This window comes from Dickeya oryzae, assembly GCF_020406815.2.
In the GTDB taxonomy this organism is placed as follows: Bacteria; Pseudomonadota; Gammaproteobacteria; order Enterobacterales; family Enterobacteriaceae; genus Dickeya; species Dickeya oryzae.
In genome coordinates, this window is record NZ_CP162670.1 from 4,335,596 (window position 1) to 4,358,239 (window position 22,644).

The 22,644-nt window shown below is 55.5% G+C and carries 21 protein-coding genes; 9 read left to right on the forward strand and 12 right to left on the reverse strand.

The window, feature by feature from the left end:
• Positions 1-21: 21 nt before the first annotated feature.
• The 6 genes from rpoN (at position 22) to rnk (ending at position 4,214) form a co-directional block, all read left to right on the forward strand.
• On the forward strand, positions 22-1,455 hold the full coding sequence (gene rpoN, locus LF929_RS19085) for an RNA polymerase factor sigma-54 (RefSeq protein ID WP_038906789.1): 1,434 nt from the start codon (positions 22-24) through the stop codon (positions 1,453-1,455).
• Positions 1,456-1,479: 24 nt separating this feature from the next.
• Entirely contained in the window at positions 1,480-1,767 is a 288-nt protein-coding gene (hpf, locus tag LF929_RS19090; protein ID WP_016943105.1) for a ribosome hibernation promoting factor, read from the forward strand.
• A gap of 93 nt (positions 1,768-1,860) precedes the next feature.
• On the forward strand, positions 1,861-2,352 hold the full coding sequence (ptsN, locus tag LF929_RS19095) for a PTS IIA-like nitrogen regulatory protein PtsN (protein WP_016943107.1): 492 nt from the start codon (positions 1,861-1,863) through the stop codon (positions 2,350-2,352).
• Between the two features lie 137 nt (positions 2,353-2,489).
• Positions 2,490-3,344, forward strand: a complete 855-nt coding sequence (gene rapZ, locus LF929_RS19100) for an RNase adapter RapZ (RefSeq protein ID WP_012883031.1) — start codon at positions 2,490-2,492, stop codon at positions 3,342-3,344.
• On the forward strand, positions 3,341-3,613 hold the full coding sequence (gene npr / locus LF929_RS19105) for a PTS phosphocarrier protein NPr (RefSeq protein WP_015848125.1): 273 nt from the start codon (positions 3,341-3,343) through the stop codon (positions 3,611-3,613). The genes rapZ and npr overlap by 4 nt, the downstream gene beginning before the upstream one ends.
• A 190-nt stretch (positions 3,614-3,803) precedes the next feature.
• Positions 3,804-4,214, forward strand: coding sequence for a nucleoside diphosphate kinase regulator (gene rnk / locus LF929_RS19110; RefSeq protein WP_226093063.1), 411 nt, complete (start codon positions 3,804-3,806; stop codon positions 4,212-4,214).
• A 62-nt stretch (positions 4,215-4,276) separates the two neighbouring features.
• Here the strand turns inward: rnk and pmbA are convergent, their stop codons facing one another.
• On the reverse strand, positions 4,277-5,617 hold the full coding sequence (gene pmbA, locus LF929_RS19115) for a metalloprotease PmbA (protein ID WP_029456542.1): 1,341 nt from the start codon (positions 5,615-5,617) through the stop codon (positions 4,277-4,279).
• A gap of 190 nt (positions 5,618-5,807) precedes the next feature.
• Between pmbA and yjgA the strand changes: the two genes are divergently transcribed.
• On the forward strand, positions 5,808-6,356 hold the full coding sequence (yjgA, locus tag LF929_RS19120) for a ribosome biogenesis factor YjgA (protein WP_012883027.1): 549 nt from the start codon (positions 5,808-5,810) through the stop codon (positions 6,354-6,356).
• 60 nt (positions 6,357-6,416) lie between these two features.
• On the opposite strand, the gene LF929_RS19125 is transcribed toward yjgA, so the two are convergent.
• Positions 6,417-7,043, reverse strand: a complete 627-nt coding sequence (locus LF929_RS19125) for a LysE family translocator (RefSeq protein ID WP_226093062.1) — start codon at positions 7,041-7,043, stop codon at positions 6,417-6,419.
• A gap of 115 nt (positions 7,044-7,158) precedes the next feature.
• Between LF929_RS19125 and LF929_RS19130 the strand changes: the two genes are divergently transcribed.
• Complete coding sequence (locus LF929_RS19130) at positions 7,159-7,659, forward strand: DUF1543 domain-containing protein (RefSeq protein ID WP_210174480.1); 501 nt, start codon at positions 7,159-7,161, stop codon at positions 7,657-7,659.
• Positions 7,660-7,665: 6 nt separating this feature from the next.
• Here LF929_RS19130 and aaeB read toward each other — a convergent pair whose 3' ends face one another.
• From aaeB to aaeX, 3 genes are read right to left on the reverse strand one after another with little or no spacing between them, the layout of a single operon-like run.
• Entirely contained in the window at positions 7,666-9,618 is a 1,953-nt protein-coding gene (aaeB, locus tag LF929_RS19135; protein WP_210174481.1) for a p-hydroxybenzoic acid efflux pump subunit AaeB, read from the reverse strand.
• A 12-nt stretch (positions 9,619-9,630) separates the two neighbouring features.
• The gene (gene aaeA, locus LF929_RS19140) at positions 9,631-10,554 is read right to left on the reverse strand and encodes a p-hydroxybenzoic acid efflux pump subunit AaeA (protein ID WP_080647255.1); all 924 of its coding nucleotides are present in this window, start codon (positions 10,552-10,554) and stop codon (positions 9,631-9,633) included.
• Positions 10,555-10,585: 31 nt separating this feature from the next.
• Complete coding sequence (aaeX, locus tag LF929_RS19145) at positions 10,586-10,789, reverse strand: p-hydroxybenzoic acid efflux pump operon protein AaeX (protein ID WP_038906785.1); 204 nt, start codon at positions 10,787-10,789, stop codon at positions 10,586-10,588.
• A 342-nt stretch (positions 10,790-11,131) separates the two neighbouring features.
• On the opposite strand from aaeX, the gene aaeR reads away from it, so the two are divergent.
• Positions 11,132-12,076: an HTH-type transcriptional activator AaeR gene (aaeR, locus tag LF929_RS19150; RefSeq protein ID WP_210174482.1), complete on the forward strand. Its 945-nt coding sequence runs from the start codon at positions 11,132-11,134 to the stop codon at positions 12,074-12,076.
• Between the two features lie 45 nt (positions 12,077-12,121).
• On the opposite strand, the gene tldD is transcribed toward aaeR, so the two are convergent.
• From tldD to mreB, 7 genes are all read right to left on the reverse strand, one after another.
• Positions 12,122-13,567 (reverse strand): metalloprotease TldD, encoded by a 1,446-nt coding sequence (tldD, locus tag LF929_RS19155; RefSeq protein WP_210177013.1) that lies wholly within the window; start codon positions 13,565-13,567, stop codon positions 12,122-12,124.
• Positions 13,568-13,613: 46 nt separating this feature from the next.
• Positions 13,614-17,450 (reverse strand): AsmA2 domain-containing protein YhdP, encoded by a 3,837-nt coding sequence (yhdP, locus tag LF929_RS19160; RefSeq protein WP_210177052.1) that lies wholly within the window; start codon positions 17,448-17,450, stop codon positions 13,614-13,616.
• A 110-nt stretch (positions 17,451-17,560) separates the two neighbouring features.
• A complete protein-coding gene (gene rng, locus LF929_RS19165) occupies positions 17,561-19,030 on the reverse strand; it encodes a ribonuclease G (protein ID WP_012883018.1) in 1,470 nt (489 codons plus the stop codon).
• Positions 19,020-19,613, reverse strand: coding sequence for a nucleoside triphosphate pyrophosphatase (locus LF929_RS19170; RefSeq protein ID WP_038906783.1), 594 nt, complete (start codon positions 19,611-19,613; stop codon positions 19,020-19,022). Before LF929_RS19170 ends, rng begins: the two co-directional genes overlap by 11 nt.
• A 24-nt stretch (positions 19,614-19,637) precedes the next feature.
• Complete coding sequence (gene mreD, locus LF929_RS19175) at positions 19,638-20,126, reverse strand: rod shape-determining protein MreD (RefSeq protein WP_016943119.1); 489 nt, start codon at positions 20,124-20,126, stop codon at positions 19,638-19,640.
• Positions 20,123-21,253 (reverse strand): rod shape-determining protein MreC, encoded by a 1,131-nt coding sequence (mreC, locus tag LF929_RS19180; protein WP_210174484.1) that lies wholly within the window; start codon positions 21,251-21,253, stop codon positions 20,123-20,125. The genes mreD and mreC overlap by 4 nt, the downstream gene beginning before the upstream one ends.
• 102 nt (positions 21,254-21,355) lie before the next feature.
• Positions 21,356-22,399, reverse strand: a complete 1,044-nt coding sequence (gene mreB, locus LF929_RS19185; protein WP_012883014.1) for a rod shape-determining protein MreB — start codon at positions 22,397-22,399, stop codon at positions 21,356-21,358.
• Between the last annotated feature and the right edge of the window lie 245 nt (positions 22,400-22,644).

The window sequence follows — 22,644 nt, forward strand, 5'->3', positions numbered from 1 at the left end:
AAAAGGAAGTTAACGCGCGTTATGAAGCAAGGTTTGCAACTCAGGCTCAGCCAGCAACTGGCTATGACACCGCAGTTACAGCAGGCCATCCGCCTGCTGCAGTTGTCCACGCTTGAACTCCAGCAGGAAATCCAACAGGCGCTGGAAAGCAACCCGTTGCTGGAGCAGGCCGATATTCATGACGAAGTAGAGACCCAGGAAATCAGTGACAGCGAAACGCTGGACACCCGCGAGGCGCTGGAACAAAAAGAGATGCCCGACGAGTTACCGCTCGACGCCGCCTGGGATGAAATCTACACCGCCGGTACGCCCTCCGGCACCAGCACTGACTACCGTGATGAGGAATTACCGGTCTATCAGGGTGAAACCACGCAGACACTGCAGGATTACCTGATGTGGCAGGTGGAACTGACGCCGTTTTCCGATACCGATGCCGCTATCGCTACGTCCATCGTCGACGCGGTAGACAACACCGGTTACCTGACGGTATCGCTGGATGACATCCGTGAGAGCATCGGCAATGAAGAGGTGACGCTGGAAGAAGTAGAGGCGGTGCTCAAACGTGTGCAACGTTTTGACCCTGTCGGCGTGGCCGCCCGCGATTTGCGCGAATGCCTGCTGGTACAGCTATCGCAGTTCAACAGCGACATTCCCCGCCTGAGCGAAGCCAGGCTGATTGTCAGCGACTATCTCGATTTACTCGCCAACCATGACTTCCGCACCCTGATCCGTACCAGTCGCCTCAAAGAAGACGTATTGAAAGAAGCATTGGCGCTGATTCAGTCACTGGATCCACGCCCCGGGCAGTCTATCAATACCGGCGAATCCGAGTATGTCATACCAGACGTCCTGGTGCGCAAGGTCCAGGGTCACTGGACGGTAGAACTCAACACCGACAGCGTGCCACGACTGCAAATCAACCAACAGTATGCCGCGCTTGGCAACAATGCGCGTAACGACAGCGACGGGCAGTTCATTCGCAGTCACTTGCAGGAAGCGCGCTGGCTCATCAAGAGTCTGGAAAGCCGTAACGATACCCTGTTGAAAGTCACCCGCTGTATTGTGGAGCAACAACAGGCGTTCTTCGAACACGGTGAAGAATGTATGAAACCCATGGTGCTGGCGGATATCGCCCAGGCTGTGGATATGCATGAGTCCACCATTTCCCGCGTGACGACCCAGAAATTTCTGCACAGTCCGCGTGGTATTTTTGAGCTGAAGTATTTCTTTTCCAGCCACGTCAATACCGACAACGGCGGCGAAGCCTCATCCACCGCTATCCGTGCGCTGGTAAAAAAACTTATTGCAGCGGAAAATCCCGCTAAACCGCTGAGCGACAGCAAGCTGACCACGCTGCTTTCCGAACAGGGAATCATTGTGGCGCGCCGTACTGTCGCCAAGTATCGAGAGTCTTTATCTATCCCGCCGTCAAACCAACGTAAACAGCTGGTTTGACCCCTACATGAGAAGGAAGACGATATGCAGCTTAACATTACCGGACACCACGTCGAAATCACGGATGCTATGCGCGAATTCGTGACCTCAAAATTCGCCAAACTTGAGCAATACTTTGATCGTATCAATCAGGTGTACGTGGTACTGAAAGTGGAAAAGATCCTGCACATTGCAGATGCCACGATCCATGTCAACGGAGGTGAACTGCATGCCACATCGGAAGCGGGTGATATGTATGCCGCCATCGATCTACTGATCGACAAGCTGGCAAGGCAGTTAAACAAACATAAGGATAAACTGAAACAGCACTGATGTTGCCGTTTCAGGTGCAGGGACAGCAACCAGCCTGCTTGCTTTATGGCAGGCTGGTAACCGAAGGCAACCGTGTCGTTAAGTGAACGCATCATGAACAACGAGCCCGTTATGCAACTTAGCACCGTCCTCCGTAAGGAGTGTACGCGTAGCGCCGTCCACTGTCAGAGCAAAAAGCGCGCGCTGGAAATTATCAGTGAACTGGCCGCCAGACAGCTCAATTTGCCGCCGCAGATGGTGTTTGAAGCCATTCTGACCCGCGAGCGCATGGGCAGTACCGGAATCGGCAATGGTATCGCCATTCCGCACGGTAAGCTGGAGGACGACAATACGCTCGGTGCAGTCGGCGTCTTTATCCAGTTGGAACAACCGATAGCGTTTGATGCCATCGATAACCAGCCGGTCGATCTGCTTTTTGCCTTGCTGGTTCCCACTGAACAATGTAAAACCCATTTGCATACGCTATCGCTTGTCGCCAAACGACTGGCGGATAAAACCGTGTGTAAGCGCCTGCGCGCTGCCCAAAGCGATGAAGAGCTCTATCAGATCATGATCGAAGCGGATGATCTGCCCGACCAGCCCTGACGGCAGGCTTCGGACGTTATCCAACGTATGAATGGCTCAGGTGTAAGCCTGACAGATGCCGGCCTGGCCGGGAAAACGAAGTTAGCTAACTGTGGCGGCGGACATTCACCATCCCGCTGCCAAGGGGGAGTCGTCAGATGGTGCTGATGATTGTCAGTGGTCGCTCAGGCTCGGGAAAATCCGTAGCGTTGCGCGCGCTGGAAGACATGGGTTTCTATTGTGTAGATAACCTGCCGGTGGTGCTGTTGCCCGAGCTGGCGCAAACGCTGGCGGAACGGAATATTTCCGCTGCTGTCAGCATTGACGTGCGTAACCTGCCGGAAACGCCAGAAGTGCTGGAACATGCCCTGACTCGTCTGCCACAGAGCTTTTCACCGCAATTGCTGTTTCTGGATGCCGATCGCAACACCCTGATTCGGCGTTACAGCGACACCCGCCGTCTGCATCCTCTTTCCAGCAAAAACCTGTCGCTGGAAAGCGCTATCGACGAAGAAAATGACCTGCTGGAGCCGCTGCGCTCCCGTGCCGACCTTATCATCGATACGTCGGAAATGTCGGTACATGAACTGGCGGAAATGTTGCGTACCCGTTTGCTCGGCAAGCGCGAGCGTGAACTGACCATGGTATTCGAGTCATTTGGCTACAAACATGGCATTCCGATTGATGCCGACTACGTGTTTGACGTGCGTTTCCTGCCAAACCCGCACTGGGATCCCAAATTGCGTCCGATGACAGGTCTGGATAAACCGGTGGCGGCATTTCTTGACCGACACACCGAAGTCCACAATTTTATTTATCAGACCCGCAGCTACCTGGAACTGTGGCTGCCGATGCTGGAAACCAACAATCGCAGCTACCTTACCGTCGCTATCGGTTGTACCGGCGGTAAACACCGCTCCGTCTACATCGCTGAACAACTGGCGGACTACTTTCGCTCCCGTGGCAAGAATGTGCAGTCACGCCACCGAACGCTGGAAAAACGTAAATCATGACCGTCAGGCAAACTGTTGAAGTGAAAAACCGCTTAGGGATGCACGCGCGCCCGGCCATGAAACTGTTCGAGCTGGTGCAAAGTTTTGATGCTGAGGTGTTATTACGCAACGAAAGCGGCACCGAAGCTGATGCCAGTAGCGTCATTGCCATGCTGATGCTGGATTCCGCCAAAGGCCGCCATATCGAAGTGGAGGTCACCGGCCCGGATGAAGAGCAAGCGCTGGCTGCGGTCATTCAGCTGTTTGAAGCCGGGTTTGACGAAGATTAATCTGCCGCTGTCCCCTCCGATGGCGTAAGTCGCCATCTGTGATCCCTGTCTATTCCTGTTTATGCGGTACGTTTTTATGCGGTAAGTTCCCTGCATCCCTGATACCATCGGATTAACTTATACCCATTTATGCCCCTGCCCTTCACGGCGGGGGTGTTGTTATCTGCTATTGCAAAAACTGGAGAAACATATGGACAAACCGCACCTGACGATTAGCGAGCTGGATGCCGAACGCCTGGATGCGCTGCTGGAACAACCCGCTTTTGCCGATACAGAGGTTGCGCAGGCTCTGAGCGGGGAACTGGATCGGGCGGACATCGTTCAGCCGGTCGAGATGCCCGCTGATGTCGTCACCATGAACAGCAGAGTCCGGTTCCGCGATCTACTCACCGCAGAAGAACATATCCGCACGCTGGTCTATCCGGCCAGCCTGAAGGACAGCCGGGAACAAATTTCGGTGATGGCACCATTGGGGGCGGCACTGCTCGGCATGCATGTCGGCAACAGCATTGCGTGGCCGCTGCCTAACGGCGAAGAAACGCGTATTGAAGTAATTGAGCTGCTCTACCAGCCGGAAGCAGCAGGTGAGTACCACCGCTAATCAAACCGTTATCTGCCAAACGGCTGCCCTGATATCGGGCAGCCGATCAATAAAGCCAGACGTTATACCCCAGCAATCTTCATCGACGGCAGTAACACCGAACCGCACTGGATGTTACTGCGCGTTTCGATATCATCCCCGATGGTCACCATATTACGCAGCATATCTTTCAGGTTACCGGCAATCGTGATTTCACTCACCGGGTACTGAATTTCGCCGTTTTCTACCCAGAAACCGGAAGCACCGCGGGAATAATCCCCGGTGACCGCGCTGACCCCTTGCCCCATCAAACTGGTGACCAGCAGGCCGGTACCCAGCTCCTTGAGCATGCCGTCAAAATCCAGCCCACGTCCGGCAATGTGCCAGTTATGAATGCCACCCGCATGGCCAGTGCTCTTCATGCCCAATTTCCGACCCGCATAGGTCGTCAGCAACCAGGTTTGCAGCACGCCGTCTTTGACTATATCCCGCTGTTCGGTACGCACGCCCTCGCTGTCAAACGGCGTGGAGGCTAACCCTTTGCGCAAATGCGGCAACTCCTGAATGGTCAGCCATTCCGGCAAAATCTGTTTGCCCAGGCTATCCAACAGGAAAGTGGATTTCCGGTAGACGTTGCCACCACTGATAGCACCGACTAAATGACCGAACAGACCAGTTGCCACCTCGGCGGCGAACATCACCGGGGCCTGCATCGTCGCCAGCTTACGCGGCGACAGACGTGCCAGTGTACGGCGTGCGCACTCTTGCCCAACCCATGCCGGAGATTGCAAGTCGCCCAGCGCACGACCGATGGTGTAAGCGTAATCGCGCTCCATATCGCCGTTGTGCTCGGCAATGACGCTAACCGACATGGAATGGCGACTGGAACAGTAGCTCTGCAACATACCGTGGCTGTTGCCGAATACCTTGATACCGTAATGACTGTTGAAGCTGCCGCCTTCGGTATTGGTGATGCGTTTATCGGCTTTCAGCGCCGCCTGCTCGGCGGCGGCGGCCAGTTCGATACCGCGATCGGCATCCAATTCCGCAGGGTGGAATAAATCCAGGTCTGGCGCGTCAAACGCCAGTAGCTCCTTGTCTGCCGGACCGGCAAAAGGGTCAACCGAGGTATAACGGGCAATATCCAGCGCCGCCTGCACTGTGCGTGCGATAGCGTCCGGACTCATATCCGTGGATGACGCGCTGCCTTTACGCTGCTGATAGTAAACGGTAATGCCAAGCGCGCCATCGCTGTTGAATTCGACGTTTTCAACTTCACCATACCGGGAGCTGACGCTGATACCGGTTGTTTTCGTGACGGCAACTTCCGCCGCATCAGAACCGGCACGGGCCAGTTCCAGCGCCTGTGATACCGCCTGTTCCAGCACTTTACGCTGTTCTGCAACCTGAGTGATTATTGTCATCGATTTGCCATAATGAGTAAGAAAACATTCAGATAATCTATGATGCAACGAATGCCGTCCGCCTGCTATTCGTTACCTGACCTCAGTTTTACCATGAGGTAACCTGTGATTGAGTCTAACAGGATCGGCGGACAATTTCGCACAAAGCCCATAACCTGATAGGATCAGCCTCTTTTATTGGGGAGCTACCATGAACAAACATCCCGAAGACTGGCAGGACGAGATTCCTGACGCCAGCCAGGACGATGAAGACGAAGAGATAATCTGGGTCAGCAAAAGCGAGATTAAACGCGATGCCGAAGCCCTTAAAGCGCTGGGTACCGAATTGGTCGAACTGGGTAAAAACGCGCTGGAACGCATTCCACTGGATGACGATCTGCGCGCCGCGATTGAACTGGCACAGCGCATCACCAAAGAAGGCCGCCGCCGCCAGTTGCAGTTGATCGGCAAAATGCTGCGCGCCCGCGACCCTGAGCCGATTCAGACCGCACTGGACAAACTGCGTAACCGTCATAACCAGCAGGTATCACTATTCCACAAGCTGGAACAATTGCGCGACAGGTTGATAGCCGAAGGTGACGGCGCAGTTCCCGACATCCTTGCGCTTTACCCGCAGGCCGACCGCCAGCAACTGCGCTCGCTGGTGCGTAACGCCCAAAAAGAAAAAGCGGCCAACAAGCCCCCCAAATCAGCCCGGCAGATTTTCCAGTATCTACGCGAACTGGCAGAAGCGGAGTGATTTCAGACCGGCCTCGGTGAGACTGCCAACAAACAGCCTCACCGACACCGGGTAGGGGAATTATTTGGTTGATGCCACCAGTGCGGAGCCTGCAAAAATAAACAGGGTGCCGGTGGCACGGTTAAACAACCGCAAGCGTCGTGGGTGAGCAAACAGCGTGGAGACACGGTTCCCCATACAGGCGTAAGTAAACATGATGCTGCAATCCAGCACCGCCCAGGTCAACGCCAGCAATGCAAACTGCATCGCCTGCGGCGCACCCGTATCGATAAAATTGGGAAACAGTGCGGCAAAAAACAGGATGTCTTTGGGATTACTGACGCCCACCATAAAACCACGTCGATACAACCCCAGCGCCCCTGGTGCACTCTCTTCTACCTCAGAGGAAGGCGTCAGGGTGTTTTCCTGCGTTCGCCAGGCGGAAATACCGAGCCAAATCAGGTAGAACGCCCCCACGACTTTTAGTACCAGAAACGCCGTCGCCGATGCTGCCAGCACCGCCCCTAATCCCAGTGCCGACGCGGTCATCAGCAACAGTGAACCGGTCGCACCGCCCAATATAGTCGCCAGTGCACGTCGTTGCCCGTAGCGCAAACCATGCGTCATACTGAGTAAGGCCGATGGCCCCGGAACCGCAATCAACACGGTGATCACACCGAGGTAAACCAGCCAAAGATGCAGTGTCATTATCCTGTTTTCCGTTGATATCAATTTATTTTACAAGCGGTTAATTCAACCGTTTTGTTACACAATCAGTAATACAGCGAAAATAGCAGACCCAAACCAGGAGGAACCACGGCGCATGACAACGCTATTTATGTATTACGTGGGCGGGCGCGCCCAGGGTGCGAATATCGAATTGCATGACATCCAGTTCGCCGCAGTGGAACACCCGCAAGACGGTTTTCCCTTCTTAAAAGCCAACTGGTTCGGCGATAAAAACCAGATCCACGTCGATAGCTATACCCCCTGCCATTGGGCAGACGGCTATGATATCACGCTCAGCCGCCAGCCGTTTCAGGGCAGAGAAAAACTCTGGTTCATCAACATGGGGGGCTATCTGCCGCACAATCCGGCGGAGGTGCATCAGTTCGGGCTGTTTGTCGCAACGAACGCGGAGCTGGCTAAACAACGGGCCAAAGCGGTACTACTGACCGACGTGTTCCAGCAGCACAAGGACGACCTGCGCGATGTGGACGACTGCCTGCCGCTCACGCTGCTGGACCGCTGGTATATCCACCTCACCGCTAGCCCTGCCGGGCAGGTTTCATCGCCGCAGTGGCAGGGTTATCACCCACTGTAAGCGGGATCAGTCGCCAAGCGCATGCTTATGACGATGCAACAGTACCGTCAGGCGGCCAACCGCATCAATCGCCTCATCCGACACCTGATGGTCGCGCAACAGTTGCTGGTACTCATCCATTTGTGCCAGTAATCGGGAAAAATGTTGGCTACGGTCGCGGGTGGCACCAATGACCTGCTCGGCCGTCGCACGCATCTGGCGATGAAAAGCGGACAGCGTCGGGCTGACCGGCAGCACCAACGTCCGCAGGCGCTGGTGCATCATGATAAGCGACAGCGCCAGACGATATTTACCGATTTCACCGGGAAACAGGTTGAGCAACAAAAACAGGTGCTGGTACAGCGCGGGCAGGTGGTTCTCCTGACGCCGTGCCGGTCGGGTCGATAACGCCGATACTGCGCCAAACACGAACCGGTTAAGCAGTGTACGGCCCGTTTGTTCACGGGTATTGTCACGAATAAGCAAGATAACGCTCAATGCCAGAATACAGCCGATCACCTGACCAATCGCATTATCCAGAAACTGGGACAGATTGAATTTCATCGGGTTGCTGAGTACCAGAATGTTGATGGTACTGGCCAACGCCCCCAGCGACCCCAGGCGTCGTTTCTGTACCTCAATACCTATCACAAACGCGACACCGCCGAGGCTCAAACAAAGTAACAGCAGGCTTTGCTGGGTAGACGGCAACACCAGCATGAACATCAACGCGCCCAGCGGCAGTGCCACCAGCGTACCGATCAGAAAGTCTTTTGCTGCCATCAGTGGATTGGGTAAGCGCATCGCCAGCGAGGTCACCACCGCCAGCATCACCATACAAACGCTGCCCGATGTCCAGCCGGTCCACAACCAGAACAGGCATCCGAGTCCTGTGGCGACAGTCGTACGTACGCCGTTGATCATGGCATGGTGGGTTTCCGCCGAGCTGGCCTTGACCGGGATATCAGCCTCCAGTAGTGCCGCTTCACTCTGGCTGATGCGTACGTTAGTTTTCACGCCTTTCGCCAATAATTGGTAGCGTGCCGCCGCCCCCAGCCAGCTCACCAGTGTTGGCGGCAGACTGCGGCTGTGCGCCGCTGCCAGATGGCGTAACTGCCGTAAACGCCGCTGTACATCGGCGGGGGTCTCTGCCGGTTGCTCCAGCATCACGGCGATCGCCCCTTTGACGGCGTCTGGGTGGTCTTGCAGCGTCAGTCGGGTTTCGCACGCCTGGGTAATCATGACCCAGGATTGGGTCAACAGCGTGGTTATGCGGCGGCTGGCACCCTGCCAACGTGACGATTCCAGCATCAGTACACTACGCATCCCGTTGATAGCATGCGTTTTACGCACCAGACCGTTCCAGACGACGTCCAGTTCCTCTTTTGATATGCCATTCACACAACGTTGCAGCAAGTGGTATTGCCCTACCAACAGCTCTTCCACCGCACGGTCGATCTCCTGTTTGATCGATCGGGGCGAAAACAGCAGGTCGGCCAGAATGGCACAAACGATACCCAGCACGATTTCGCTGCACCGTTCCACCGCAAATTGCAAAATACGCAACGGCTCGCTCTGGCTGGTCACGACAATAATCAGCGTCGTGTATCCCGCCAGCGCAAACACATAAGCGTTCTCTACTTTTACCAGCGACGAAATCCATACACAGACACCGGCCCACAAGCAGCACAGCAGCAGCATCAACGCGGGAGCACGAATAGTGGCGATGATAATCACCAACGCGCCAATACAGCCGATAAACGTGCCGATCACCCTGAGCATGCCACGGTGACGAATGGCACCAGAAAACGGGTCTCCGCCAGCCACAAAAGCCGGCGCGGCCGCCACAATGGCAGCGGTCAATGCCGCCCAGCGCGGGGTGTCCAGTTGCAGGTGAAAACCCAGCACCAGCGACAATACGATGGCGGTACTGAGTTTGAACGCAAACCGCAGACGCAAAAACGCGGGACTATTGATCATAAGAAAGCTCGCTTAGCCAAACTCACGCAGGCGGTGCAGCAGTTGCAACAGCGGCGACATCGGCGTGGTGTTGCGGGTATGTTCACCGGTCACCACCACGGTGGCGGTGGTTCCAGCCGGATACAGGTCGCCCCATTGCTGATCGAGGCGAATTTTTACCGGTACCCGTTGCGCCAGCCGCACCCATTCCAGGTTGGAGTCCACCGTCGCCAGACCTTTGATATCAGAGGAACTGCTGCTGTTGGTGACCCCCGCCGCTATGCTATCCACCGAGCCGAACAAAATCTGGTTGCTGCCCAGCGGCGTGATTTCCACCCGATAACCGGGGCGTACACCCGCCAGCTTGGTTTCTTCCATGTAGGCCAGCAGATAGAACGAATCTTTCTTCACCAGTGCTACCGCCGTAGAACCACGGGTAATGAACTCACCGGCATGCACATGTAAATTAGTGACCCAGCCATCCGACGGGGCTCTCACCACCGTGCGCGCCAAATCGAGCTTCGCCTGTTCCAGTTCAGCCTGTGCCTTCGCCAGTTGGTGCTGTGTAGTCTGCAACGCATTGCCGGATTGTTCTATTTCTTCGCGCGACATCGCCTGTACGCCTAAGTGTAAACGGCGCGCCGACTCTCGTTTTTTCTCATCGACCAGCGCCTGATAATAGCCCACATCAGCCTGAGCCTCTTCCAGCGCCTGCTGGTAACGTGGTTGATCGATGACGAACAACACATCGCCTTGTTTCACCGGCTGGTTATCCTGCACTTTTACCTCGGTCAACAGGCCGCTGACATCGGGGGCTATCGCGACGACATCGGCGCTAAAACGGGCGTCACGCGTCCAGGGGGATTCGGTGTAAAACGACCATACGCGCACCAGTGCTACCGCCGCCAACAACACCAGCAACAGTGTTATTGCCATGCGGCTGAATTTTTTGACCATCACTTTCACAACAGATGTTTTCACAACAACCTCAAAGACCGAAACGGAACAGCAGATAGAACAGGCAGATAAACAGTGCGGTATTAAACAAGGCTGGGTGCCACACCAGATCGTAGATACCGGTGGGATGCAGCAACCGGATACAGGCAAAAAATAACGCCAGCGCCACCAGCAGTACAAAAAATACTGGCGGAAACGACAAACCAAACAGCACCATCACAGGGAGTGAATTCATCCTCTTTTCCTTATATGTCCCATTTATCCCTCGCCACATCTGCCGTTCTCGCCCATTTCCTGAAACAGCGAGAGGAAGGGAAAAACAGAATGAACGTCTGTTCCTGCCAATAGGGTTACGGATAAAGACAGAGCATTAACTGAATAATCACGATGGCGGATTCTGATGTAATGGGTATCACTTGCAATACCAGGTCAGCATTTTTAACATTTTGAAACAGCCACCGCAGTGAAGACTGCGTAATCAAGGCCACGCGTGTAGCCAGACAGGCTATATTATGAAACGTTATTATTATGTTATCTACGCAGTGTGATCTAAATCACTTTTAAGCAAGGATTAACAATGGAACGATTAAAGAGTATGTCAGTGTTCGCCAAAGTGGTGGAATTCGGCTCGTTTACCGCCGCCGCACGCCAGTTGGCGATGAGCGTCTCTGCCGTCAGTCAGGCGGTAACCCGGTTGGAAGATGAGCTACAGGTGAAACTGCTCAACCGCAGCACCCGTAGCATCGGGCTGACGGAAGCGGGCAGGATTTATTACCATGGCTGCCGCCGTATGTTGCACGAAGCACAGGAAGTGCATGAGCAGTTATACGCCTTCAATAACACGCCAATCGGCACATTGCGTATCGGCAGTTCCTCTACCATGGCGCAAAACGTACTGGCTACGATGACCACAGAAATGCTAAAGGAGTACCCCGGATTGTCGGTTAATCTGGTGTGTGGGATCCCCGCGCCGGACCTGATTGCCGATGGGCTGGATATCGTTATTCGGGTCGGTGCGTTGCAGGATTCCAGCTTGTACAGCACTCGCCTTGGTTCGATGCCCATGGTGGTGTGCGCCGCCAAAAGCTACCTTGCCCAGCATGCCGCGCCGGAAAAACCCGGTGATGTGAGCAACGCGTCCTGGCTTGAATACAGTGTTCGCCCGGACAGTGAATTCGAGCTGATCGCCCCGGAGGGCATCACCACCCAATTGACACCGCAAGGGCGCTTCGTCACTAATGACCCGGTTACACTGATTCGCTGGTTGAAAAACGGTGCAGGCATTGCGTATATGCCGTTAATGTGGGTATTTGAAGAGATCAAAAGTGGAGAAATAGAGATCCTCTTTTCACGCTACCACTCCGATCCACGCCCGGTGTACGCGCTCTATACCCGCCGCGACAATCTGCCGCTGAAAGTACAGGTGTGCATCAACTACCTGACCGAGTACTTCAACAAGGTGGCGCTGATTTATCAGGGATACCGGCAGGAACACCCGCAAACCGGGCTGCCGCAGAAATAATTCAGGCCGCACAGGCGGCCTGAATTAACGATGCCGGGGAGCGACTTAAGCGGTACCGCCTACCGTAATGCTGTCCAGCTTCAGCGTCGGCTGACCGACGCCGACCGGCAGGCTTTGCCCTTCTTTGCCGCACACCCCGACGCCTCTATCCAACGCCAGATCGTTGCCAACCATCGAGATCTGCTGCATGGCCTCAATGCCGGAGCCAATTAACGTCGCCCCTTTCACCGGCGTGGTCACGCGCCCCTTCTCAATCAAATACGCTTCAGACGTGGAGAACACAAATTTACCGGAGGTGATATCCACCTGACCACCGCCAAAATTCGGTGCATACAGACCATATTCCACGCTGGCGATGATCTCCTCGGGGGTTGATTGACCCGCCAGCATGTAGGTGTTGGTCATCCTTGGCATCGGCAGATGCGCGTAAGACTCGCGGCGGCCATTGCCGGTCAGCGCGACGCCCATCAGACGGGCATTCAGTTTATCCTGCATGTAGCCTTTGAGAATGCCGTTTTCGATCAGCACATTGTATTGACCGGGAACGCCCTCATCATCCATCGCCAGTGAACCACGACGCCCTTCCAGCGTGCCATCATCCACCACCGTACACAGCTCGGACGCCACCAGTTTGCCGACCTGACCGCTGAACACCGAGGTACCACGACGGTTAAAATCGCCTTCCAGACCGTGCCCGACCGCTTCGTGCAACAACACGCCCGGCCAGCCTGCGCCCAGCACCACCGGCATCGACCCGGCAGGTGCCGCGACCGCCGACAAATTCACCAGCGCCATACGCACCGCTTCTTTAGCCCAGGCTTCCGCCCGCGCTTCGCCATCGGCCTGCTGCCAGAAATAATCGTAACCGGTACGTGCACCACCGCCGCTCGAACCACGTTCACGACGGCCATCCTCTTCCACCAACACACTGACGGACAAGCGTACCAACGGACGGACATCCGCCGCCAGCGTGCCGTCGGTAGCGGCCACCAATACCAGTTCATACACGCCGGTTAAACTGGCGGTGACTTCCTGTACGCGCGAATCGGCCGCTCGGGCGGTGGCGTCAACGCGTTGCAACAGGGCAATCTTATCTTCACGACTCAGACTATCGAGTGGATTAGCCTGCGGGTACAGGCCGCGATGCGGCACCTCACCCAGCGTTTTCACCGTGCCGTTACCCTGCTCACGCACAATGCTGCGTGCCGCTTGCGCGCTTTGCTGCAACGCATTGAGCGTTATCTGGTCGGCGTAGGCAAAACCGGTCTTTTCCCCGCTGATAGCGCGGATCCCGACCCCTTGATCGATATGATAAGAACCGTCCTTGATAATGCGGTCTTCCAGCACCCAGGACTCGTGGTAGCTCGACTGAAAATACAGATCGGCGTAATCAAGACGCCGCTCACTCAACGTGCCCAGAATGGACTGTAAATCCTGATGGCTCAGTTTATTGGCCGTGAGTAATTGCTCACTGACAAATGTCAGACTCATAGAATGTCACTCTTATTGTCAATGTCATCAGATAACCAGACCGCCGTTACTGGCCTGCCGCACCGGCGGCGTTGGCTTTTTGCGGTTCACGCACTACTTCCTGAATCTTCGGTTGATCCACACTACCGGAAATGTGGTAACGAATCAGGGAAATTTTACTCCACAGCGGCCCCAGCACTTTACTGGCGGCAAATACCGCCGCCCCGATAACCGGGTTCACCGCAAAGGCCGTGGCCACACCGACGGTAGCGGAAATTTCCGGTGCCACCACCGCCTCCATCGAAATATCACGCTTCACCAGGTCAACATCACCTTTCATGGCGATATCCGCTTCGAGGCCGTCCACCAGCAGATTATCGGTGTGCAGCACGCCATCTTTTATCCACGCCGTGCTGCGAACCGAATCAAAGTAAAACCCTTTACCAAACGTATCGCTGAAATCAAACTGTAGCTTACGCAGCAGCGCATCGAAACTCACCAGACGTAATAATTGCCCGGCCTGACCGGTGCCGACGTTAACAATCTCACCCTTGCCGATATCGGTTTTCAAAATACCGCTCAGGCTCGGGATATGCGGTGCCCACGGCGAGCCGCGCCAGTACAGGTCATAGTCAATTTTGAACGCCCCGGCGCGCAGCGGTGTTGCCAGCCCCAGCCAGTCAGCGTTATCACTCAGGTTGTTGCCAGACAACTGTCCTTTTATCGACGTGCGGGTGCCTTCGCCGCTTTCCTGCCAGCTGCCATCCAGCGTTAATTTGGCTTTGCCGTTATCAACCAGCCCGTTGGTCAGCACCAGCTTGTTGGGTTCTGGCTGTAATGCGCCTCTCACCTGCCCGATATTCTGCCCCATCAGCCAACATTCACGGCACTCGAACTGCAGTGCCGGTAAGTCTTCAAAGCGCATACTGGGATCGTTGAGCGGTGATTTTTTCTCCGCCAGCGCGGCTGGGTTGGTGGCGTCATCCCCCTGCCATTGCGGGTTGTAATACAAATAGCGCACATCGCTGCGCCACTGCCCGGCAGCGGGAATAAGCAATCGGCCGTCAATCTCCCTACCGGTAGCGGTGATTTCACGGCCGTCGTTCTGGGTACGACTGGTAAACATCAGGTCATGCCATTGCTGACCCAGCACCTTCAATTCCGGCGTCGTCAGCACAACCCGCTCTGGCCACTGGAAACGGCTGGCCCCTGCCTGCATGCCAGCGGCGTTGCGCACACCGGGCAACAGCGCCAGCCAGCGCTCGCCGTCCAACGGCGGCAATGCCAGTGTTAGCGATGAATCGTCCGGCAGCGAAGGCGGTTTCGCGCCTTCCTGCCAGGCAGCTCGTACCAGCATGACTTTGCTGTCTTTCAGCAGCCACTGGCTGTTGAAAGACTGTTTTTTCCCCAGGGTACCGCCAAGCGAGAAACCTCGCTCATCCCCTTTGGCATTCACCTGCAGCCCCAAGGCGCTGCCTCCCGCTTTATTCAAGGGCGACGGTAAGTGGCTACTTACTTCCTTGAGATCACCCTGCACGGCAACGTCATAACTGGCGGGGCCGCGACGTGGCAGTGTGACCTGTACGGTGCTCTGCCAGCCGGTATTGCCGTCTAACGACGCGGCTACCGGTTTGGGCAGCCCCGGCAGGCGGGACAACGCCCAACGGCCCTGTAACCCAACATTCACCAGAAACGCCTTTTCCTGCTCCTGGGTCGAAAAGTTGAACGTGAGCGGCTGCTCAAGCCAGCGCGCCTGCAACGTCTGGCTGGCAAGATTACCGTTATCGTAGTGGAATCGCCCGCTGACTGACTGGAGTGAGACATCCAATGGCTTGATAAACAGCGGGTTATTATTTAACGCAACATCGCCACTGGCTTTTACCTGCCCACCATTGAGCGGAATATCCAGATGCAGGTTACCCTGAACCTCTCCGCCAATCTGGATCTGTGTCAGCGCGCTGCCAATCGAGTCCTTCATGGGTGTTTGAGCGAAGTAATCGCTCACTTCTTTACCGCTGCCGCTGATATCACCGTCGATCAACAGCTTCTCTTTGCTGTAATCCGGAATGATGGCGTTGATGTTGCGCCCATCGGCATCGCCCAGCTTTATCTGCGGTGCCTGCATCCACAAGCCGTTGTTAAGGAAATTCAGTGTGATATTCAGGTTATCCAGCGCAGGCCAGCCGGGCTGAAACTCAAAGCGTGATTTCTCAAGCGGCACCCAAACCTGAAATTGCCCTTCCTGATGCTCGAACGGAAACTGCGCCGGATTCCCCGCGAATACCAGTGTGGCGTTGTCCACCTGACCTGATTTGATAGCACCCGTCAGGTAATCCACCAGGTTTTTACCCATAAAATACTCGGGGTAGTAGCGCCAGGCGTCAGCCGCGTCACCAAGCCGGATACCGGCAAGAATATCCAGCCGGGGTTCCCCCTGAGCCGGGTGACGGTAATGGAAACCCCCATTGGCCCACAGCGAATGGGAGCGCACGTCCAGCCCCTGCCCCCACAATTCCCAGCCTTGTGCATCATTACGCCAGTCCAGCGTGGCGTTCGCCTGCTGAATATCCAGCGGTGCACGGAACATGTCCTGATACGGTAACGTGCTCTGCGTCAGGCTCACCTGCGTCCGCCCACGCGCCAGACTCCCCACCGCATCACCAGAGACATGATTAGCCCCTGGCAGCAATTGCCAGTTTTTCCAACCGACATCCTGCCAGCTCACCTGAAAACGGGTTTGCTCCGGTTGTTGTAACGGAATATCCAACGCCAGCGTGGTCAGTTGCCCTTGCGGTTGCAACGCCTGCCAGCGGGTTTTTAACTCCGGCGTGGTGGTACTGAGCAGTGGCAGCAACGGCCCCAGCCGCTCCAACGCCAGGTGACGACCACGAATACGCAACTCAGCGGAGCGATCAGGCCCCAGCAGTTGGGTATCTTCCGGCAGCCACAGCGCAGACAGTTGCCCTTTCGGCCACGCGACACCATCGGTGGACAGATTCAGCGACGGTACATCCAACTGCCAACCGTTCTGATAACGACCGACGTGCAACGCCAGGCCGTTAACCCCTAACAGATGCAATGTGTCGCCATCACGCCAACTGGCATCCCCCTGATTGAGCAGTAGATCGCCGCCGTAGATATCGCCTTCTCGCACCTGCAACCAGGCTGCCAGACTGAACCTGGCACTCTCCAGACCGGTGTTACTGCGGATCCAACGGCCCAGCCACGGTTTCATATCGATGTTATCGGCTTGCAGATACACCACGCCGTTATTCAGCCAGCCCTGTTCATCACGCAAATCCATGCGGACCTGCACCACACCGTGCTGGCCATTGAAACTCGATAAACTAATCTGCCCTTCCGCACGGTGTCGGTTTTTACCGTTCAGCCAGGTCAATTGGGGGATTTGTAACTCAGCCTGAGTGCCCGACGGAGTCAGAAAGCGGATACGGCTATTGCGTAGATCGAAGTGATCGAACTGGCGCAGAAACAGTGAGCCAAGTTGATCCGGCTCCCAGCTGCGGGTGCGCTGTCTCTCAGGGTCGAGCGGTTTTTTGAGGTCGAGTTGCAGGTGATAAAACGTAAGATCGCGGAATTTCCACTTCAAATGCAGTAATGACTGCCAGACATCCAGCGCCACTGAAATGCGTTCGGATTGCCACTCGGCATCGGGATGATGAATACGCAGGTTAGTGATATCCAGCGTCGGCCCAAAGGTTTCCCAACTGCCGCTGAGGCTATCCACTTCCATCGGCAAACCGGTGGCAGACTGTGCCCAGGCCACGATCTGTGGCCGGAAAGTATCCAACGTCGGCAGCACCATTCTCAGGCCGCTGACCAGCAACGCAGCCAGCACAACCAGAACGGCCCCCGTCGCTGCTACTATTCCAGGCAATCGCTTTATGCCGGGCAGTCGCCTCACACCTGTCTCCTTCATTATTCATCACCGGCGACGAGCGAAAACCGTCACAGAGAAAACCCGTCAACCGGTATCCGGCGACGGGCGGCATGACGTTACATCATGACCACATCAAACTGTTCCTGACTGTACAGGGGTTCTATCTGAACCTTGACCTGTTTGCCGACGAAAATTTCCACCTCCGCCAGCGCATGTGATTCGTCGCTTTTCAGTGCCTCGCCCACCGCAGGTGAAGCGTAGACCAGGAAACGATCAGAGTCATAGGCATGATGCACACGCACGACTTCGCGCATGATTTCATAGCACACGGTTTCCACGGTTTTGACCGACCCACGACCGTGGCAGGTTGGACACTCGCTGCATAACACATGTTCTATGCTCTCACGGGTGCGCTTGCGCGTCATCTCCACCAGTCCCAATTGAGAGAAGCCGCTGATACCGGTTTTGACCCGATCCTTGCTGAGTGCCTGCTCCAGCGAATGCAGTACGCGGCGGCGGTGATCTTCATTCGCCATATCGATGAAATCGATGATGATAATGCCACCCAGATTGCGCAGCCGAAGCTGACGAGCGATCGCCTGCGTCGCTTCGATATTGGTGTTAAAAATAGTTTCGTCCAGATTGCGGTGACCTACAAACGCACCGGTATTGATGTCGATGGTAGTCATCGCTTCCGTCTGGTCGATAATCAGGTAGCCACCGGATTTCAGTTCCACTTTGCGATCCAGCGCCCGCTGAATCTCGTTTTCGACGTCGTACAGGTCGAAAATCGGCTGTTTGCCGCTGTAGTGCTCCAGCTTGCTGGTCATTTCCGGGATGTATTCCGCGGTGAATTCCAGCAGGGAATCGTACGTCAGCTTCGAATCAACGCGGATGCGATCCAGCGATGCACCGGCAAAATCCCGCAAAATACGGTGCGCCAGCGCCAGCTCGCCATATAATTTGCACTTGGTCTGGTTGCGTTTTTTGCGCTCCATCACCTTGGTCCACAGGCGCTTGAGGAACGCCGCGTCCTGTGCCAGTTCTTCTTCACCCACACCTTCAGCCGCGGTACGGATAATAAAACCGCCTTGCTCGTCGCAATAATCGGCCACCGTCTTTTTCAGGCGCTCGCGCTCAGCTTCACTTTCAATACGCTGAGAGACGCCGACATGCGAAGCCCCCGGCATGAAAACCAGATAACGCGACGGCAACGTGATATCGGTGGTCAGGCGCGCACCCTTGGTACCAAGCGGGTCTTTCACCACCTGTACCATCAAATCCTGCCCCTGACGCACCAGCTCGGCGATATCGCGTACATGAAAGTTTTTCTGCTCGTCGCCCGCTACGCATTCGGTATGCGGCATGATATCGGACGCGTGCAGAAACGCCGCCTTATCCAGACCGATATCGACGAAGGCAGCCTGCATCCCCGGCAACACACGGCTGACGCGGCCTTTATAAATATTGCCGACAATCCCGCGCCGGGCTTCACGTTCAATATGGATTTCCTGCAAGATGCCGCCGTCAATATAGGCGACACGCGTTTCTGAAGGGGTAATATTTACCAGCAATTCAGCGGTCATGGGTTCCTCGTTCTTTACGCTGTGCAGAAAAATGTGTGAACAATTCAAGCGTTTCCACCAATGGCAACCCTACCACGGCGTGGTAACTCCCGAAAATCGATTTAACGAAACATCCGCCTTTTCCCTGAATACCGTAAGCGCCCGCTTTATCCATCGGTTCGCCGCTGGCGATATAGCGTCTGATCTCATCATCGGCAAGCGTGCGGAATTGCACCTCGGTGACGACACGCGCCGATACGCTCTCACTGCGGTCTGCCAGCGTCAGCGCTGTCATCACCTGATGACGCTGACCCGACAACGACCGCAGAATGCGAACGGCATCGTCTTCATCCCGGGGCTTTTCCAGCACCTGACCGTTTAGCACCACAATCGTATCCGCACCCAGCACTGGCAAATCCAGCGGTGCCGCCGCGACGCCAGCCGACGCCTTGTCGTGCGCCAGACGGCTGACATACTGTTCCGGCGCTTCACCGGGCTGACGTTGCTCGGCGACATCAGTCTTCACGATATCGAACGACAACTCCAGCAGGGTTAGCAACTCTCGACGGCGGGGCGACGCAGAAGCCAGATACAGATCGATCATCACATTTCTCTTATTATTTTCTGGTTATTGAATAGCAAACTGGCGACGAATCTTGCGCATCAGCAGGAACAGCCACGGCCACAACACCCCGTCGACCACACTATTCCAGAAAATTTCCGGTCGTAAAGAGACATTGATCACCAGGAACTCAGCCCAAAACACCACTAAATCCAGCACCAGCGACAGCAGCATAACGATCAACGCCTGCTGCCATAACGCCATGTTACGGAACAACTGGAATTTGAACGCCACCAGATAGGCGACGATGCTAAGTCCCAACGCCCGAACCCCCAGCGTAGAACCGAGAATCAGGTCGGTTACCATGCCCAGAACAAACCCGGTTCCGACGTTAACCCGGTGCGGCAACGCCATCACCCAGTAAATCAACACCAGCGTCAGCCAGGAAGGACGGTACATGTAAAGATCGTCCGGCCAGGGCATGATCTGCAAGACCATCGCGACCAGAAAAGAGAGCCAGATAATCCAGTAACCTTGACGATGATAGCTACTCATCGGTTTCCTCCCGACGTAGCGGGCGCAGGCGTCGTTCCCTGTGGCGGCGTCGCCTGATTCGTCGGTTTAGATGGCGTATTACCATTCGCTTTCACGGATGAGGATCTCGTCGGTGACGCTTTCGCTGGAGCGGCTTTCGCAGGCGGTGCGGGCGGGCCGACAAAATCAGGCGCTGGCGTATTGGCTGACGCTGGCGCAGGCGGCCCCATTTCTTCCGGCGATGGCAGTACGTGCGGCATCATCTGCATCAGACGCTCATTCGCCACCTGATGCACCTCATCTGGCGGCAACGCAGCACGGGAATTGCTGTCTACACCCCACATCAGCAACAGATAACGCAAACGCTGCAATTCAGCGGTCGGGTGTGCCTGAATCACCGTATAAGCGCGCTGAGTATCCACCTTCACGGACGAGACCACGGCGACCGGGTACCCTTCCGGAAAACGTCCTCCCAAACCGGAGGTGACCAGAACATCGCCCACACGGATGTCGGTATTGTTGGGCAGGTGTTCCAGTTGCAAATCTTCGTTGCAGCCATTACCGGCGGCGATAACGCGGATATCGTTGCGCAGCACCTGAATCGGCAGCGCATGAGAGGCGTCACAAATCAGCAGTACGCGGCTGGTAAATTGCCCTACGGCGACAACCTGCCCCACCACACCTTTATCACTGATGACTGGCTGCCCTTCGTACACGCCGTTGACATTCCCTTTGTCGATCACCACTTGATCGCTGTAAGGGTCGGTACCCGAGGAGAGCACCTGCGTGACCATCTTCTGCTCTTCCTGACGCAGCGGGGAACCCAGCAGTTCACGCAAACGGGCGTTTTCCTGACGGAATTGCCCCATCAACAACAGATCGCTGTTTTTCAGCAACAATTCCTGGCGCAGCGCTGTGTTTTCGCGCTCCAGTTGCTCGCGGGAGGTCAGATCGGCAGACAGTTTATCCAGCATGGCACGCGGGCCATTAGCCAGAAAATAGAAGGGGCTGACGGCAGTGTCCATGTACGTTCTGATTTTGACAAACGTACCGAGCCGACTGTCAGCAAAGATAATCACAATTGCGGTAATGACAGTAAGAAAAAGGCGCAGTTGCAGGGAGGGGCCCCGGCTAAAAATCGGCTTCATAAAATTGCGTATTCCTCGACAATAAAAAGGGGGCTACCACGCGGGATGAATCCAACAGATTTTCATCCATGCGATAGGTCCCCCTTATTTATTCTGGCCGGTTTATTCTTCGCTGAACAAATCGCCGCCATGCATGTCGATCATTTCCAACGCTTTACCACCGCCGCGCGCTACGCAGGTCAACGGGTCTTCCGCCACCACGACCGGAATGCCGGTTTCTTCCATCAGCAGGCGATCAAGGTTGCGCAGCAACGCGCCACCGCCGGTCAACACCATACCGCGCTCAGAAATATCGGACGCCAATTCCGGCGGGCACTGCTCCAGTGCCACCATGACGGCGCTAACGATACCGGTCAGCGGTTCCTGCAACGCTTCCAGAATTTCATTGGAGTTGAGGTTGAAACCGCGTGGTACGCCTTCTGCCAGGTTACGACCGCGCACTTCGATTTCGCGCACTTCGTCGCCCGGATAGGCAGAACCGATTTCATGCTTAATACGTTCAGCAGTAGCTTCACCGATCAACGAGCCGTAGTTACGGCGCACATAGTTGATGATGGCTTCATCGAAACGGTCACCACCGATACGCACAGAGGAGGAGTACACCACGCCGTTCAGGGAGATCACCGCGACTTCGGTCGTACCACCACCGATATCCACCACCATAGAACCGGTTGCTTCAGATACCGGCAAACCTGCACCAATTGCGGCCGCCATCGGTTCCTCGATCAGGAACACTTCACGGGCACCAGCGCCCTGAGCGGATTCGCGGATAGCACGACGTTCAACCTGGGTTGCGCCTACCGGCACACACACCAGCACACGCGGGCTCGGGCGCATAAAGCTGTTGCTGTGCACCTGCTTGATGAAATGCTGCAGCATTTTTTCGGTAACGAAGAAATCGGCGATCACACCGTCTTTCATCGGACGAATGGCTGCAATATTACCCGGTGTACGGCCCAACATTTGTTTGGCTTCATGACCAACGGCGGCCACGCTTTTAGGAGAACCGGCACGATCCTGGCGAATAGCCACCACGGAAGGCTCGTTCAGTACAATGCCTTGTCCTTTTACATAAATCAGGGTATTGGCGGTACCCAGGTCGATGGACAAGTCGTTGGAAAACATGCCACGAAATTTCTTAAACATAACTAAAGGATAATCCTGCAAGCTGGGGGCGGAAATGAAATCCGCTTACTGTACCAACCACACGCAGCAGCGACAAGGCGCTAACCGGTTCTGCTACGGTGAAAAAATGATGTTTACGTAAATTGCCATGATAATGAATGCCTGCAGAACGGCTACCCTTCTGGCAGCGACTGGGGTTCTCACGAGCTGCCCCCGAAAATTGCACGAACCACCGACATAAAATCTAACATTTTCGTGCGTGCCAG